Raw genomic sequence first — 14,036 nt, 5'->3', positions numbered from 1 at the left:
TTCCGCCCGCTTGGCACTAGCCTTCCCACATGTCTGATCGGCTTTCCGTAGCTGTCCTCGGCACCGGGATCATGGGTGCCCCGATGGCCCGCAACCTGCGCGGTGCCGGACTCGATGTCCGCGTTTGGAACCGCACCAGAGCCAAGGCGGAGCCCCTGGCCGAAGCCGGGGCCCGCGTCGCCGACAGCCCCCGCGACGCCGTGGAAGGCGCCGACGTCGTGCTGACCATGCTGCACGACGGGCCCGTCACCGCCGAGACCGTACGTGCCGCGGCGCCCGGTCTGCGCCCCGGCACGGTGTGGCTGCAGTGCACGACCGCCGGCGTCGACGGACTTCCCCCGCTGACCCGGCTTGCCGGCGAGTACGGGCTCACCTTCGTCGACGCCCCCGTCCTCGGTACGCGGGGGCCCGCCGAGGCCGGGCAGCTCCTCGTTCTCGCGGCCGGGCCCGACGAGGCGCGGCGGGGGATCGAGCCCGTTCTGGACGCGATCGGCTCCCGCACGGTCTGGGTCGGCGAGGAGCCCGGCGCCGCGACCCGTCTCAAGCTCGTCTGCAACTCCTGGGTCCTGGCGGTGACGCACGGGACCGTGGAGGCGATGGCCCTCGCCGACGGACTGGGCGTCGACCCGCAGGACTTCCTCGACGCCGTCGAAGGCGGCACCCTCGACATGGGCTATCTGCGGATCAAGGCCGGAGCGATCCGCTCGCGGGACTTCACGCCGAGCTTCGCCGTCGCCACCGCCGAGAAGGATGCACGGCTCATCGTCGAGGCGGGCGAGGAGGCGGGCGTGCGTATGGACGTGGCCGCGGCGGGCGCGGAGCGCTTCCGCCGCGCGGCCGAACTCGGTTACGGGGAGAAGGACATGGCGGCCTCGTACTACGCGAGCTTCCCCTCTTCCGACGACGAGGGCGATCGGCCGGCAGCCACCTGACCGGACAGGAACGCATGAGGGGCAGCTCGCTGGGAGCTGCCCCTCATTTGTTGCCCGGCCATTGTCTGCCCGGCCGTCGTGTGCCGCGTACGGGATCAGACCGTACGGAAGGCCAGCACGACGTTGTGGCCGCCGAAGCCGAAGGAGTTGTTCAGCGCGGCGATCGTTCCCCCGGGCAGGGGGCGGGCCTCGCCACCGACGATGTCGGCGTCCGCCTCCGGGTCCAGGTTCTTGAGGTTGATCGTCGGAGGTGCCGTGCGGTGGTGCAGGGCGAGGATGGAGGCGACAGTCTCGATGCCGCCCGCACCGCCCAGCAGATGACCCGTCATCGACTTGGTGCCCGAGATGGCCATGTGGTCGGTGTCGTCGCCGAAGACCTTGCGCAGCGCCTTGAGTTCGGCGATGTCACCGAGGGGTGTCGAGGTGGCATGCGCGTTGATGTGCATGACCTCGGCGGGCTTGAGATCGGTCTGCTCCAGAAGGTTCTGCAGCGCGAGCGCGATGCCGTTGCCGCTGGGCTCCGGCTGCGTGATGTGGTGGCTGTCGGCCGAGATGCCCTGGCCGATGGCCTCCGCGTAGATCCGCGCGCCGCGCTTCTTCGCGTGCTCCGCCGACTCCAGCACGATGACGCCCGCGCCCTCGCCCATGACGAACCCGTTGCGGTCGGCGTCGTACGGGCGTGAGGCGCCCTCGGGGTCGTCGTTGTCCTTCGACATCGCCATCATGTTGCCGAACGCGGCGATGGGAAGGGGATGTATGGCGGCTTCCGTGCCGCCGGCGACGACCACGTCGGCACGGCCCGTGCGGATCATCTCCACCGCGTAGCCGATCGCCTCGGAGCCGGAGGCGCAGGCGCTGACCGGAGTGTGCACACCGGCGCGCGCGTTGACCTCCAGACCGACGTTGGCGCTCGGGCTGTTCGGCATCAGCATCGGCACCGTGTGCGGTGAGACGCGGCGTGCGCCCTTCTCCCGCAGGATGTCGTACTGGCCGAGCAGCGTGGTGACACCGCCGATGCCGGAGGCGACGACCGTACCGAGCCGGTCCGGCGAGATGCTGGTGTCCTCACCGGCCCTGGAGGTGAAGCCCGCGTCCGCCCACGCCTCGCGGGCCGCGATCAGCGCGAACTGCGCCGAGCGGTCCAGCTTGCGCGCCTGGGGACGCGGAATGATCTCCGTGGGCTCCACCGCGATCTCGGCGGCGATGCGGACGGGCAGGTCGTCCGCCCAGTCGTGGGTGAGAAGGGCGACGCCGGAACGTCCGGCGACCAGACCTTCCCAGGTCGATGCGCTGTCGCCACCCAGCGGTGTGGTTGCGCCGATACCGGTGACGACCACGGAGTGTTGGGTCGTACTCACTGGATTCATGTCTCCACTGGTTGAGGGTGAGCCTTGCGAACCACCTCGCCCGCGCCCCGGTACGGGTCCCGGGGACGCGGCGGATGGCGACGAACGCGCGGGCGTCGTCTCAGCTCTGGTGCTTGAGGATGTACTCGGTCGCGTCGCCCACGGTCTTGAGGTTCTTCACGTCGTCGTCCGGGATCTTGACGCTGAAGCGCTCCTCGGCGGCGACGACGACCTCGACCATGGACAGCGAGTCGACATCCAGGTCGTCGGTGAAGGACTTGTCCGGCTGGACGTCCTCGGTGGGAATCCCGGCGATCTCGTTCACGATCTCCGCGAGACCAGCAACGATCTCTTCCTGCGTGGCGGCCATCTCGGCGCTCCTTCGGTCTTCTGTGCTTACGAGTTGTCTTTTGCGAGGTCGCCACACATTGCCGCACGGCGCTGTACGGGCTGTGTGGATCTTGCCTAGGGGAGGGTAACTACCGTTGCCGCGTAGACGAGCCCTGCCCCGAAGCCGATGACGAGTGCGGTGTCACCGCTCTTCGCCTGTCCGGTCGCCAGGAGCCGCTCCATCGCGAGCGGGATCGAGGCGGCCGAGGTGTTGCCTGTCGTCTCCACGTCACGGGCGACCGTGACGTGCTCCGGCAGCTTGAGGGTCTTCACCATCGAGTCGATGATCCGCATGTTGGCCTGGTGCGGGATGAAGACGTCCAGGTCCTCCGAGGAGACCCCGGCGGCGTCGAGGGCCTGCTCGGCGACCTTCGCCATCTCGTAGACGGCCCAGCGGAAGACGGCCTGGCCCTCCTGGCGGATGGCGGGGAACTTCTCCACCTCACCCGCGCGGTAGGCGTCCCAGGGAACCGTCTGGCTGATGACGTCCGCCTTGTCACCCTCCGAACCCCAGATGCAGGGGCCGATCCCCGGCTCCGCGGCCGGACCGACGATGACGGCGCCCGCGCCGTCGCCGAAGAGGAACGCCGTGGAGCGGTCCGTCAGGTCGGTCAGGTCCGAGAGCCGTTCGGCGCCGACGACGAGCACGTACTCGGCGCTGCCGTCGGTGATCACGCCCTTGGCGAGTGCGAGCCCGTAGCCGAAGCCCGCGCAGCCCGCGTTGATGTCGAACGCGGCGGCCTTGCCCGCGCCCATGCGGTCGGCGATCTCGGTGGCGATCGACGGCGTCTGCTTGAAGTGCGAGACGGTCGAGATGATCACGGCACCCACCTGCTCCGGCGTGATGCCCGCGTCGGCGACGGCCTTGCCGGCCGCCTCCAGCGTCATCTCGGCGACCGTCTCGTCCGGGCCGGCCCAGTGGCGGGTCGCGATGCCCGAGCGCGAACGGATCCACTCGTCGGACGAGTCGATGTGCTTGAGGATCTCCTCGTTCGGCACGACCCGGGTGGGGCGGTAGCCCCCCACGCCGAGGATGCGCGAGTACGGGGAACCCTTGGTGGGATTGATCTTCGCGGTCATGCTCTCGAGCTCCTTGAGGCTCAGGCGGTCTGCGTGTGCTCGGCGATCAGCTCGCGCGCCGCGTCGAGATCATCAGGGGTTTTCAGCGCCAGGGTCCGCACGCCGGGGAGGCCACGCTTGGCCAGACCGGTGAGGGTGCCGCCGGGGCACACCTCGATGAGTGCCGTGACGCCCATCTTCTGGAAGGTCTCCATGCACAGGTCCCAACGCACCGGCGCGGAGATCTGGTTGACCAGACGCTGCACGACCTGCGGGCCGCCTTCGACGGCGGATCCGTCCAGGTTGGACACGTAGGGGAGGACGGGGTCGGAGACCTGCGTCCCCTCGACCGCGGTGGCCAGTACGTCGACGGCCGGTGCCATGTGGTGTGTGTGGAAGGCACCCGCCACCTTCAGCGGGATGACACGCGCCTTCTCGGGCTTGCTCTCCACGAGCGCCGCCAGTTGCTCGGCGGTGCCCGCGGCGACGATCTGGCCGCCGCCGTTGATGTTCGCCGGGGTGAGGCCGAGCTTCTCCAAGTGGGCGACGACCGCGTCGGGTTCGCCGCCGAGCACCGCCGACATGCCGGTGTCCGTGACGGCGGCGGCCTCGGCCATCGCGCTGCCACGCGCCCGTACGAGCGTCATGGCGTCGGCGGGCCGAAGCACACCGGCCATGGCGGCGGCCGCCAGCTCGCCGACGCTGTGGCCGGCCACCGCACCTGCGGCCTCGCCCACCGGACGGCCTTCGAGCAGGGCGTCCGCCGAGAGGAGGCTGGCGGCGACGAGGAGCGGCTGCGCCACGGCGGTGTCGCGGATCTCCTCCTCGCCGGCCTCCGTGCCGTAGTGGGCGAGATCCATGCCGATGGCGGCCGACCACTCCGCGAGCCTGTCGGCCACGCCGGGGAGTTCGAGCCAGGGAGTCAAGAGGCCAGGCTTCTGCGCGCCTTGGCCGGGAGCTACGAGTACGAGCACTCTTTCACTCTCCCTTGTGAGGTGCCCTCCGCGCCGGTGCGCAGCGGTACGAAGAACCGGGAGGCAAATTGTCGAGCCTCGACAAAGACGCCCTCTCCCGGTCAGGCTCCGTTCCCGAAGTCGCTGAGACGCCCCAGAATCAGCGCGACACGTAGTGTGAAGGCCGAGCGGACATCGGAGGGCGACCATCCGGTGACGTCAGTCACACGTCGCAGCCGGTAGCGCACGGTGTTGGGGTGTACGAACAACATCCGCGCGGCGCCCTCGAGACTGCTCGCCTGTTCCAGATAGACGCTCAGCGTCTCCAGGAGCGCGGAGCCCGCCTCCTCCAGCGGTCTGTAGATCTCCTCCACCAACAGCTCCCGCGCGGTGGGGTCGCCGGCCATCGCGCGCTCCGGCAGCAGGTCGTCCGCGAGCACCGGCCGCGGGGCGTCCTGCCATGCCGCGCAGGCGCGCAGCCCGGCCGCGGCGGCCTGTGCGGAGCGGGTCGCCGAGAGGAGGTCGCCGACGATCGGACCGGCCACCACGGGGCCAGGCGCGAACGGCCCGATCAGGGACTTCGCGGCGCGCAGCGGATCGTCGCTGCCACCTGCGACGACGACCAGACGGCTGCCCAGCACACCCGTGAGCACCTGGAGTTTCGCGTGCCGGGCGGCCCGCCTTATGGCCTCGACCGTCAGCTCGCTGTCCCCGTCGGGTGCCGTGCCGAGGACCACGGCGACGTGCTCAGGGGCGTTCCAGCCGAGTGCCGCGGCACGGGAGACGGCGCCCTCGTCGGCCTCGCCGGACAGGACGGCGTTGACGACCAGCGACTCCAGCCGCGCGTCCCACGCCCCGCGTGCCTCGGCGGCCTGTGCGTAGACCTGGGCGGTGGCGAAGGCGATCTCGCGTGCGTACACCAGGAGCGCCTCGCGCAGCACCGACTCGTCACCCGGAGCGGCGACCTCGTCGATCGCGGCCTCGACGACTTCGATCGTGGTACGCACCAGTTCGACGGTCTGGCGCAGCGTGATGGCCCGCGTCAGTTCGCGTGGCGCGGTGCCGAAGACATCCGTGCTGATGGCCTGCGACGTCTCGGGGTGCCGGAACCACTCGGTGAAGGCCGCGATGCCGGCCTGGGCGACGAGCCCGATCCAGGATCGGTTCTCCGGTGGCATGGCCCGGTACCACGGCAGCTGCTCGTCCATGCGCGTGATGGCCGCCGCGGCGAGCTTGCCGGAGGACTGCTCCAAGCGCCGCAGGGTCGCGCCGTGCGGGTGCTCGGCGTGCTCCGGGCGCTTGTCGGAAGGCGGGTTCGCGGGAGGATCTGTGGATTCGGGCACGTGCCCAGCCTGCCTCATCGGACCGTGGGCAGGGGGCCGGGGGCACTGCTGCGCTTCCGCGGAGCGGATTACGGTGGGCTCATGCTTCAGGTGTGGCGGGGGCCCGACCGGTATCGGGGCGGTGACGAGGCTGCGGGGATCGACACCCGGCACGCCTTCTCGTTCTCGGGTTTCTACGACCCCGACAACGTCGGGTTCGGGCAGCTCGTGGCCTGCAACGAGGAGCGGCTGGAACCGGGCGCCGGCTTCCCCGAACACCCGCACCGGGACGTCGAGATCGTGACCTGGGTGGTCGAGGGGGAGCTGGAGCACATCGACTCGACGGGCCGGACCTCGCGGGTCCGTGCCGGCGACGTACAGCGGATGGGCGCGGGGAGCGGCGTGCGCCACATCGAACGCAACGCGGGCTCCGGGCCGCTGTGTTTCGTGCAGATGTGGCTGGTCCCGGGCTCCTTCGGCAGCGGCACGGACGGGCAGAGCGGGCGCCGCGAGCCGGAGTACGAGGTGGTGCACGGCATCGCCGACGGGACGCCGTTCGCGGTCCCGCACACGGAGGCCGTGATGCATGTGCGGCGCCTGGCGGACGGTGAGCGCACGGCGGTTCCGGACGCGGCGTGGGTGTACGTGCACGTGGTACGAGGCGTGGCGGAGATCGGCTGGGGACCGGCCGACGGGGACGAGGCGACCCCGGGCGCGGCCGAGCGGGAGAGGCTGGCCGCCGGCGACGCCGCGCGCATCACGGACGCCCGTGACCTGGAGGCACGCGGCGCCGGGGGTCCCGTGGAGATGCTGATGTGGGAGATGCACGCGGAGCCCGGTTACGGCTGACATCACTAGCCGGCGGACGGTCGCGCCTGCCGCTTTGGTCGGCCGAGGACGGCCTGCTCGGCCTCAGCCCTGCGCGGCGCCGGAGCGCAGTTCCTCCAGGACCGCGTCCGTGAACGGCGGCCACGCGTCGATGGCCCACTGCCCGAAGTCGCGGTCGGTGAGGGCGACGCAGGCCGCTCCCGCGTCCGGGTCGACCCAGAGGAACGTGCCGGACTGCCCGAAGTGCCCGTATGTGCGCGGCGAGGACGAAGCGCCAGTCCAGTGCGGGGACTTGGAGTCCTTGATCTCGAAGCCGAGGCCCCAGTCGTTGGGCGTCTGGTGTCCGTATCCCGGCAGCACACCCTTGAGGCCCGGGAAGACGACCGAGGTCGCTTCGTCCAGGGTGGTGCGGCTCAGGAGACGCGGCGCGAGGAGTTCTGCGGCGAACCGGGTGAGGTCGTCGGCGGTGGAGACGCCGTCCTTGGCGGGGGAGCCGGGAAGCTCCGTCGACGTCATGGCCAGCGGCTCCAGGACCGCCTCGTGCAGATACTGCGGGAACGGTATCTCGGTGACCTTCGCGAGGTGATCGCCGAGCGCCTCGAAACCCGCGTTGGAGTAGATGCGGCGCGTGCCCGGCGCGGCCATCGGCTTGTCCTCCTCGAAGGCCAGCCCCGAGGTGTGCGCGAGAAGGTGCCGGACCGTCGAGCCGTCCGGCCCGGCCGGTTCGTCCAGTTCCACGGCCCCTTCTTCCACGGCGATGAGAACCGCGTAGGCGGCGAGGGGCTTGGTCACGGACGCGAGCGCGAAACGGTGACCCGTGCTGCCGTGAGCGGCGGTGACGGTGGGGGTCCCGGAGCCGGAGGCGGCGTCCGCGCCGGGCGCCGAAGAGACGACGGCGGCGGCAGCGGTCGGCACGGGCCAATTGTCGATCATCCGCAGGCTGTTCATGTGGCCGAGCGTACGTGACGCGATCCGTCCGGAATTTTGCGCTTGCTTGGAGTGCACTCCAGCTCCGTAGCGTTTCACTTATGACCGTGACGGAGACGGAGACAGCGGACGAAGCAGTCGAACCGGAAGTGTGCGCCGAGCGGGGGCGGCTGCCCCATCCCAGGCCGGACGGCAAGGACCGGTACACCATCAGCGAGGTCGCCGGGATCTGCGGGCTGAGCGCGCACACGCTGCGCTGGTACGAGCGGATCGGGCTGATGCCGCACGTGGACAGGTCCCACACGGGGCAGCGGCGCTTCACCAACAAGGACCTCGATTGGCTCGACCTCGTCGCCAAGCTGCGGCTGACGGGCATGCCGGTCGCGGACATGGTGCGGTACGCCGAACTCGTACGGGCCGGAGAGCAGACCTTCCCCGAGCGCTACGAGCTGCTGGTGGCCACGCGTGAGGACGTGCTGCGCCGAGTCGCCGAGCTGCGCGAGACCCTCGCGGTCCTCGATTACAAGATCGGCATCTACTCCGACGCCCGGCGGGCGCCGGAATCCGCCTGAGAGGGGCTGCAGTGACTTCGAATCCGAGCAACGACCAGAAGATCGCGACGACACGGCTCGGCGCGAACGGTCCCGACGTGGGCGTGCAGGGCCTCGGCTGCATGGGCATGAGCTTCGCCTACGGGCCCACCGAGGATCCCGACGAGGCGAGGGCCACGCTGGAGCGCGCGCTCGAACTGGGCGTCACCCTCTTCGACACGGCAAACGTCTACGGCCACCAGGAAGGCGACAACGAGAAGTTCATCGCGCCCTTCATCCAGTCGCACCGGGACGAGGTCGTCCTCGCGACGAAATACTCGCTGACGCGCGACCCCGAGGAGCCCACCAAGCGGGGCATCCGCAACGACCCTCCGTACATCAGGCGTTGCGCCGAGGACAGCCTGCGGCGGCTCGGCATCGAGGCGATCGACCTGTACTACATGCACCGGCGCGATGTGAATGTCCCGCTGGAGGAGTCCGTCGGTGCCATGGCCGAACTCGTGCAGGAAGGCAAGGTCAGGTACCTCGGGCTGAGCGAGGTGACGGCCGCCGAGCTGCGCACGGCACACGGCGTGCACCCCATCGCGGCGGTGCAGTCCGAGTGGTCGCTCTTCAGCCGTGATGTCGAGGCCGGGGTGGTGGGGACGGCCCGTGAACTTGGCGTCGCCTTCGTGCCGTACTCGCCTCTCGGGCGGGGCTTCCTCACCGGGTCCTTCGTGAATGCCGAGACGGAACTCACGAGCGACGACTTCCGTAACACGCAGCCCCGTTTCACCGGCGGCAACGCCGGCGCCAACGCGGCGCTGCTCGAACCCGTGCGGAAGATCGCCGAGTCGCGGGGTGCCACGCCGGGACAGATCGCGCTGGCCTGGGTGCAGCAGCAGGCCGCCCTGCGCGGGATGACGGTCGTCCCCATCCCCGGTACCCGCAAGCGGAGCAGGATCGAGGAGAACGCCGCGGCCACCCGCATCGAACTCTCCGGGGACGAGCTGGCGTTGCTGGAGCCCATCGCGGGTCAGGTGGCGGGCGACCGCTACGCGGACATGTCGTTCACCTCCGCCGGACGGGAATGACGGACGACGGCGCGGAGTCGGCAGGCCCTTCCGGGGACCGGCCGTCTCCGCGCCGTCCCGCCGTCGTCCCGTCGCTCAGAACGGTGTGAGGCCGCGCGTGCACGAGCCGGGCGGCATTCCCTCAGGTGACGAGCACTCGACGGCTTCGTACGAACCGAGCGTTATCGCGGCGAAGTTGGCCAGCGAGTCGGTGCCCGGCACGAGGTAGCCGGTGTGGCCGTCGGCGCGCGCGGAGGAGACGACGCGGGCGCCGAAGCTCTCCGAGACCGGGTCGCTGCCGTGCCCGAGGCCGAGGACCTCCACGTTCGGCACCCTGCCGATCCAGTCACCGGCGTCGCGGGCGGCCCAGACCCGCAGGGGAGTGCCGAGTTCGCCGACGGAGTCCGCGTGCATGCCGGGCGAACCGAAGACGATCAGGTCGGAGGCGTCGCGCCGCGTCAGTTCCCCGGCCGCCCTGCCGCACACGACGGAGCCGTAGCTGTGGCAGAGCACCGTGGGGACGGGCGCGCCCGTACGGGCGAGGCCCTGCAGGAAGCGCTCCAGCCGGGGTGCACCGGCGGTGGCGAGACGCGTGGTGGCCGCGTCCGGCCCCAGCCCGACGGGCGTCGTGTAGCCGGACCAGGCGATGACGGCCGTGCGCGTGCCGGGTTCCACGGACGCCATCCGGGCACGCAGGGACGCGGCCATGCCGGCCGGAGTCCCGTATCTGTTCGGGCCCTTGCTGTCGAACGTGGCCAGGTCGATGTCGGAGCCCGGCACGATCACCGCTGTGCGCTCGGCGCTGCCCAGATCGCCGTACACCTCGGCGACCTGGCCGCGCCCGCGCGGGTCGAAGGCGAGGATCTGGCGCCCGTGCCCGAGGAGCCGGGCGTAGCGGTCGGCCTTCGCCCGCGCCAGCCGGCGGTCCTGCGGCGTACGGGCGGAGTCGGCGGCACGTGCACGCTCACGCGCGGCCTCGGCACCGAGCGCGCGGCGGTTGGCCGCGTACCGCAGCTCCGCCGGTGCGCCGTCGAGATTGCCGGTCACGAGCGGGTGCCGCTGCAGGAGGGCCGCACGCTCCCGCGTTGCGAGATCTTCGAAGAAGGAGGCGATCCGCGCCGGCCGCGCCGCCGGGTCGGGGAGCGGGCGGCCGAGGGTCTCCTCGTCCGCGCGCCAGGAGGCCGTTCCCGGCGGCGGACCGGTGACGGCCTTCTGCGTCGACCCGGCGGCCCAGCCGGCGGTGGCCGCGACGACTGTCGCGGTGAGTGCGGCAGCTGTCAGGGCCCGCTTCAGGCGGCGCTTCATCCCCGTACCCCCTCCGGCGGCCGCCGGAGGGACCGGGGGCCTGTCGGGAGGAGAGTCGGACGAGGGTGTGCGGCCTCACGTCACACCGGGGAGCCAACTCCCGGGTGGTACCGGGGTATCGGCATGCCCTCCGCGAGGAGGAGACGGACCGCCGGAGCGTCAGCCCTCGCCCGGGGAGATCAGGCCCGACTCGTACGCGAAGATCACGGCCTGAGCCCGGTCGCGCAGCTGGAGCTTGGTGAAGATGCGGCTCACGTGTGTCTTGACGGTCTGTTCGGCGAGCACGAGGGCGTCGGCGATCTCGGTGTTGGACCGGCCACGTGCCAGCAGCTCCAGCACCTCCGTCTCACGGTCCGTCAATCCGTTGAGCCGCAGGCCGCGCGACGCGGACGGCGCCGGGCGCTGCCTGGCGAAGTCGGCGATGAGCCGCCGGGTGACCGAGGGGGCGAGCAGCGCCTCGCCCTCCGCCACGATCCGCACGGCCGCGATGAGATCGGCGGGCGGAGCGTCCTTGAGCAGGAATCCGCTGGCTCCCGCGCGCAGCGCCTCGTAGACGTAGTCGTCCACGTCGAAGGTGGTCAGCATCAGGACCTTGGGACGGTGGGCCTTTCCGTCCGCCGTGCAGGTGCCGCCCTTGGCGCCGTTGCCGGTGCCGAGCAGCTTCCTCGCGGCCTCCAGCCCGTCCATCTCCGGCATGCGCACATCCATGAGAACCACGTCGGGATGCGTGCGCCGGCACAGTTCGACGCCCTGCGCCCCGTCCGCGGCCTCGCCCACGACGTCGATGTCGGACTGCGCGGCGAGGAGCGCGGCGAAGCCCGCACGCACCATGGCCTGGTCGTCGACGATGATCACGCGGGTCGTCATGAGGGGTCGGGGTCCTTCCCGGTCGGTTGTGCCGGCAGCAGCGGTATGCGGGCGGCGACGCGGAACCCGCCGTCGGGAAGCGGCCCGGTGTCGAGCGAGCCGCCGATGAGCCGGACGCGTTCGCGCATGCCCACCAGGCCGTGTCCGGTGCCGGAGGTCTCCAGGGGCGGCGCTGGGGGGCCGGGTGCCGGGCCGTTGACGACCAGGACCGTCAGATGGGCGTGCGCGGAGTCCGGGGTGCGTTCGGTGCGCTTGCCGCCGCTGCCACCCCGGCCGTCCTCGACCGGTTCGCCGCGACCGCCGCTCGCTTCCGCCTCGCCACCGGTCACCGAGACGCGGGAGGTGGCCCCGGGCGCATGCCGTACGACGTTGGCGAGCGCTTCCTGCACGATCCGGTAGGCGGACAGCTGCACGGCCTGCGGCAGCCCGGACAGCCCTTCCTCCACGGACAGTTCGGTGGGCACGCCCGCCCGGACGGTCGCCTCCACGAGCTGACCCAGCCGGTCCAGGCCCGGCTGCGGTGCCCGCTCTCCCTGCGCCTCCTCGCTGCGCAGCACACCGAGCAGCCGCCGCATCTCCGACAGCGACTCGCGCGCGGTCTCGGCGATGGAGCCGAACTCCTCCCGCGCCTGCGGCGGCAGCCCGCTCAGCCGGTAGGGCGCGCTGTCGGCCTGCACGGTGATGACCGACATGTGGTGCGCGACGACGTCGTGCAGCTCACGCGCGATACGGGCCCGCTCCTCCAGCAGCGTGCGCCGGGCGCGTTCGGCCTCGCTGATCGTCTCCTGCTCCGCCAGACGCCGCTGCGCGTCCCCCCGCTCGCGCAGTGCCCCGCCGAGCAGCAGCACGATGCCGCTGAGCACCGTCATCAGGACGTTCGTGCCGTCGCTGCGCCCCTGCGCGAGGAAGCCGAGCGCGAGCGAGATCACGAGGGTGACGGTCCAGACGGCGATGAGCGTGCGGCGTCTCTCGCGCAGCGACAGCGCGAGGCACAGCACCAGATAGCCGATGATCTCCATGGGAGGCCATGGCCACGAGTTCTGCCCGGGCGGGGTGAAGAGCAGCAGCAGAGCCCCGGCCGTGTCCGCGACGATCACGACCCACCAGGCCTGGAGCGGCCGCGTGACGGCCAGGAGCAGGGGCCCGGCCTGCGCGAAGGCCAGCGAGACCGCCACAGCGCCCGGCAGTCCGTGGTCCTGCGAGAGCACGTTGGACGTGACCGGGATCAGCAGGGCGACCAGACCGATGAGGACCACGTACGCCCAGCGCCGCCCCCGCCCCTTGGATCCCGGAACGGGCGGACGCGCATCGGGGCCGGCCGGTGTCGTGAGGGCCGCCCAGAAATCGTGCAGCCCGCGCACGGCTGCCTGCGCGGGCAGGGAGAGCGGCTTCGCAGGCCCGCGTGACGGCTCGGTGGGCGAGGAGCCCGGTTGTCCCGGAGCGTCGGAGGCGTTCATCGCGCGATCAGAGTATGCGGTGGTCATGGGCCCGCACGTCATACGTGAGTACCGGGTGCACCCCGTACGTCAGTAGGGCGTGGCCCCCGGCGGCCGCGGAGCCACAACCGGCCGCCGCAGGCTCACAGTTCGGAGAGCAGGTCGGCCTTCTTCTTGGCGAACTCGTCCTCGGTCACGAGGCCGGCCTCGTGCAGCTCCCCGAGGTGACGTATGCGTTCGGCGATGTCCGCCGGATCGGCGCGGCCTGCGGAGCGCCCGGACCGGGACGGACGTGACGGCGGTGAGGTCTCGGGAAGGGGCGCCGGCTGGGCCGCCCGCACCGCCTCCAGCACCGAGGCCGCGAATGGCAGCGACTCGTGCACCAGCCCGTAGCCGATGCCGAAGACCACGGACGCCGGGTCCTTGTCGGGTTCCCGGTACTCCGGGGGCCGCCCGCCGCGCGGCGTCACGCGCAGATGGCCGCTCGCGATCTCCGGCGAACGCCATTCGACGCCCTCCAGCTCGCTCACCGGGAAGCTCTGGTCGCCCGCCTTCCACTTGCTGGACGAGGCACCGGTCCAGAACCAGCGGAAGAAGACCGTGCTGCCGTCGAAGGACGCCTTGCCGTCGTAGGCCTTGAAGCTGTGCGGAGGCGCGGGGGCGGCGACGAGATGGTGCTCGGAGGGCTTGTCGGCGTCCGCGCCCAGGACCGCGCGCAGCTCCGTGGCGTAGTAGTCGGCGAGCGTCTCGCGCTCGGCGGGCAGCACCAGCCGATACGGATCGCAGCCGTCCTTCAGCTGGCCGGCCGCGGCCTCGATCAGCGGGTCGGCGCCTGTGCGGGGCTCGGCACGCAGCACCACGGTGCCGCGCTTGCCACCCGGGGCGAGCTCGACGCTGCTCAGTGCCTCGTACGGGACGCGCCGCTCTCCGAGCACGTGGAAGAGCTTCGGTGTGCGGATCCCCCGTTCGAAGCGGATGAGCACGGAGTCGGCTTCGAACTCCCAGGCGGAGTGAATTCCAGCCAGTACGTCACCCATGCGGCCCATCGTATGCGCGAGGCGCCCGCTC

At 71.4% G+C, this 14,036-nt stretch carries 14 protein-coding genes; 4 read left to right on the top strand and 10 right to left on the bottom strand.

Annotated elements, in window-relative coordinates; translation table 11 throughout:
• Positions 1-29 precede the first annotated feature (29 nt).
• Positions 30-932, top strand: a complete 903-nt coding sequence (locus tag I004_RS0107670; protein ID WP_028434990.1) for an NAD(P)-dependent oxidoreductase — start codon at positions 30-32, stop codon at positions 930-932.
• A gap of 95 nt (positions 933-1,027) precedes the next feature.
• Here I004_RS0107670 and fabF read toward each other — a convergent pair whose 3' ends face one another.
• The 5 genes from fabF to I004_RS0107645 all read right to left on the bottom strand — a co-directional run bounded on the left by fabF (position 1,028) and on the right by I004_RS0107645 (position 6,023).
• The gene (fabF, locus tag I004_RS0107665; RefSeq protein WP_486579843.1) at positions 1,028-2,299 is read right to left on the bottom strand and encodes a beta-ketoacyl-ACP synthase II; all 1,272 of its coding nucleotides are present in this window, start codon (positions 2,297-2,299) and stop codon (positions 1,028-1,030) included.
• Positions 2,300-2,399: 100 nt separating this feature from the next.
• On the bottom strand, positions 2,400-2,648 hold the full coding sequence (locus I004_RS0107660) for an acyl carrier protein (protein ID WP_028434988.1): 249 nt from the start codon (positions 2,646-2,648) through the stop codon (positions 2,400-2,402).
• Positions 2,649-2,743: 95 nt separating this feature from the next.
• Positions 2,744-3,748, bottom strand: coding sequence for a ketoacyl-ACP synthase III (locus tag I004_RS0107655; RefSeq protein WP_028434987.1), 1,005 nt, complete (start codon positions 3,746-3,748; stop codon positions 2,744-2,746).
• Between the two features lie 20 nt (positions 3,749-3,768).
• Complete coding sequence (locus I004_RS0107650) at positions 3,769-4,701, bottom strand: ACP S-malonyltransferase (protein WP_028434986.1); 933 nt, start codon at positions 4,699-4,701, stop codon at positions 3,769-3,771.
• Positions 4,702-4,802: 101 nt separating this feature from the next.
• Positions 4,803-6,023, bottom strand: coding sequence for a helix-turn-helix domain-containing protein (locus tag I004_RS0107645; RefSeq protein WP_028434985.1), 1,221 nt, complete (start codon positions 6,021-6,023; stop codon positions 4,803-4,805).
• Between the two features lie 81 nt (positions 6,024-6,104).
• Here I004_RS0107645 and I004_RS0107640 point away from each other — a divergent pair, with 81 nt between their 5' ends.
• On the top strand, positions 6,105-6,851 hold the full coding sequence (locus I004_RS0107640; RefSeq protein WP_028434984.1) for a pirin family protein: 747 nt from the start codon (positions 6,105-6,107) through the stop codon (positions 6,849-6,851).
• A 63-nt stretch (positions 6,852-6,914) separates the two neighbouring features.
• On the opposite strand, the gene I004_RS0107635 is transcribed toward I004_RS0107640, so the two are convergent.
• Positions 6,915-7,778, bottom strand: a complete 864-nt coding sequence (locus tag I004_RS0107635) for a serine hydrolase domain-containing protein (protein WP_028434983.1) — start codon at positions 7,776-7,778, stop codon at positions 6,915-6,917.
• 80 nt (positions 7,779-7,858) lie between these two features.
• Here I004_RS0107635 and I004_RS0107630 point away from each other — a divergent pair, with 80 nt between their 5' ends.
• Positions 7,859-8,329, top strand: coding sequence for a MerR family transcriptional regulator (locus I004_RS0107630; protein WP_028434982.1), 471 nt, complete (start codon positions 7,859-7,861; stop codon positions 8,327-8,329).
• Positions 8,330-8,340: 11 nt separating this feature from the next.
• Positions 8,341-9,381, top strand: a complete 1,041-nt coding sequence (locus I004_RS0107625) for an aldo/keto reductase (RefSeq protein ID WP_028434981.1) — start codon at positions 8,341-8,343, stop codon at positions 9,379-9,381.
• 75 nt (positions 9,382-9,456) lie between these two features.
• Here I004_RS0107625 and I004_RS32835 read toward each other — a convergent pair whose 3' ends face one another.
• From I004_RS32835 to I004_RS0107605, 4 genes are all read right to left on the bottom strand, one after another.
• Positions 9,457-10,665, bottom strand: coding sequence for an alpha/beta hydrolase (locus I004_RS32835; protein ID WP_037975368.1), 1,209 nt, complete (start codon positions 10,663-10,665; stop codon positions 9,457-9,459).
• A 159-nt stretch (positions 10,666-10,824) separates the two neighbouring features.
• Complete coding sequence (locus I004_RS0107615) at positions 10,825-11,532, bottom strand: response regulator transcription factor (RefSeq protein ID WP_028434980.1); 708 nt, start codon at positions 11,530-11,532, stop codon at positions 10,825-10,827.
• Positions 11,529-12,989: a sensor histidine kinase gene (locus I004_RS32830; protein ID WP_106965289.1), complete on the bottom strand. Its 1,461-nt coding sequence runs from the start codon at positions 12,987-12,989 to the stop codon at positions 11,529-11,531. The genes I004_RS0107615 and I004_RS32830 overlap by 4 nt, the downstream gene beginning before the upstream one ends.
• A gap of 122 nt (positions 12,990-13,111) precedes the next feature.
• On the bottom strand, positions 13,112-14,014 hold the full coding sequence (locus I004_RS0107605) for a DUF4429 domain-containing protein (protein ID WP_078510917.1): 903 nt from the start codon (positions 14,012-14,014) through the stop codon (positions 13,112-13,114).
• Between the last annotated feature and the right edge of the window lie 22 nt (positions 14,015-14,036).

This window comes from Streptomyces sp. TAA486 (assembly GCF_000426165.1).
This window is presented reverse-complemented; position numbering and strand designations above follow the sequence as displayed.

Excerpts from the sequence above, each read along its gene's own strand:
- I004_RS0107630 (WP_028434982.1), top strand. The coding sequence starts at position 7,859 with ATGACCGTGACGGAGACGGAGACAGCGGACGAAGCAGTCGAACCGGAA.
- I004_RS0107655 (WP_028434987.1), bottom strand. The coding sequence starts at position 3,748 with ATGACCGCGAAGATCAATCCCACCAAGGGTTCCCCGTACTCGCGCATC.
- I004_RS0107635 (WP_028434983.1), bottom strand. The coding sequence starts at position 7,778 with ATGAACAGCCTGCGGATGATCGACAATTGGCCCGTGCCGACCGCTGCC.
- I004_RS0107640 (WP_028434984.1), top strand. The coding sequence starts at position 6,105 with ATGCTTCAGGTGTGGCGGGGGCCCGACCGGTATCGGGGCGGTGACGAG.
- I004_RS0107605 (WP_078510917.1), bottom strand. The coding sequence starts at position 14,014 with ATGGGCCGCATGGGTGACGTACTGGCTGGAATTCACTCCGCCTGGGAG.
- I004_RS0107670 (WP_028434990.1), top strand. The coding sequence starts at position 30 with ATGTCTGATCGGCTTTCCGTAGCTGTCCTCGGCACCGGGATCATGGGT.
- I004_RS0107660 (WP_028434988.1), bottom strand. The coding sequence starts at position 2,648 with ATGGCCGCCACGCAGGAAGAGATCGTTGCTGGTCTCGCGGAGATCGTG.
- I004_RS0107615 (WP_028434980.1), bottom strand. The coding sequence starts at position 11,532 with ATGACGACCCGCGTGATCATCGTCGACGACCAGGCCATGGTGCGTGCG.
- fabF (WP_486579843.1), bottom strand. The coding sequence starts at position 2,299 with ATGAATCCAGTGAGTACGACCCAACACTCCGTGGTCGTCACCGGTATC.
- I004_RS32835 (WP_037975368.1), bottom strand. The coding sequence starts at position 10,665 with ATGAAGCGCCGCCTGAAGCGGGCCCTGACAGCTGCCGCACTCACCGCG.
- I004_RS32830 (WP_106965289.1), bottom strand. The coding sequence starts at position 12,989 with ATGAACGCCTCCGACGCTCCGGGACAACCGGGCTCCTCGCCCACCGAG.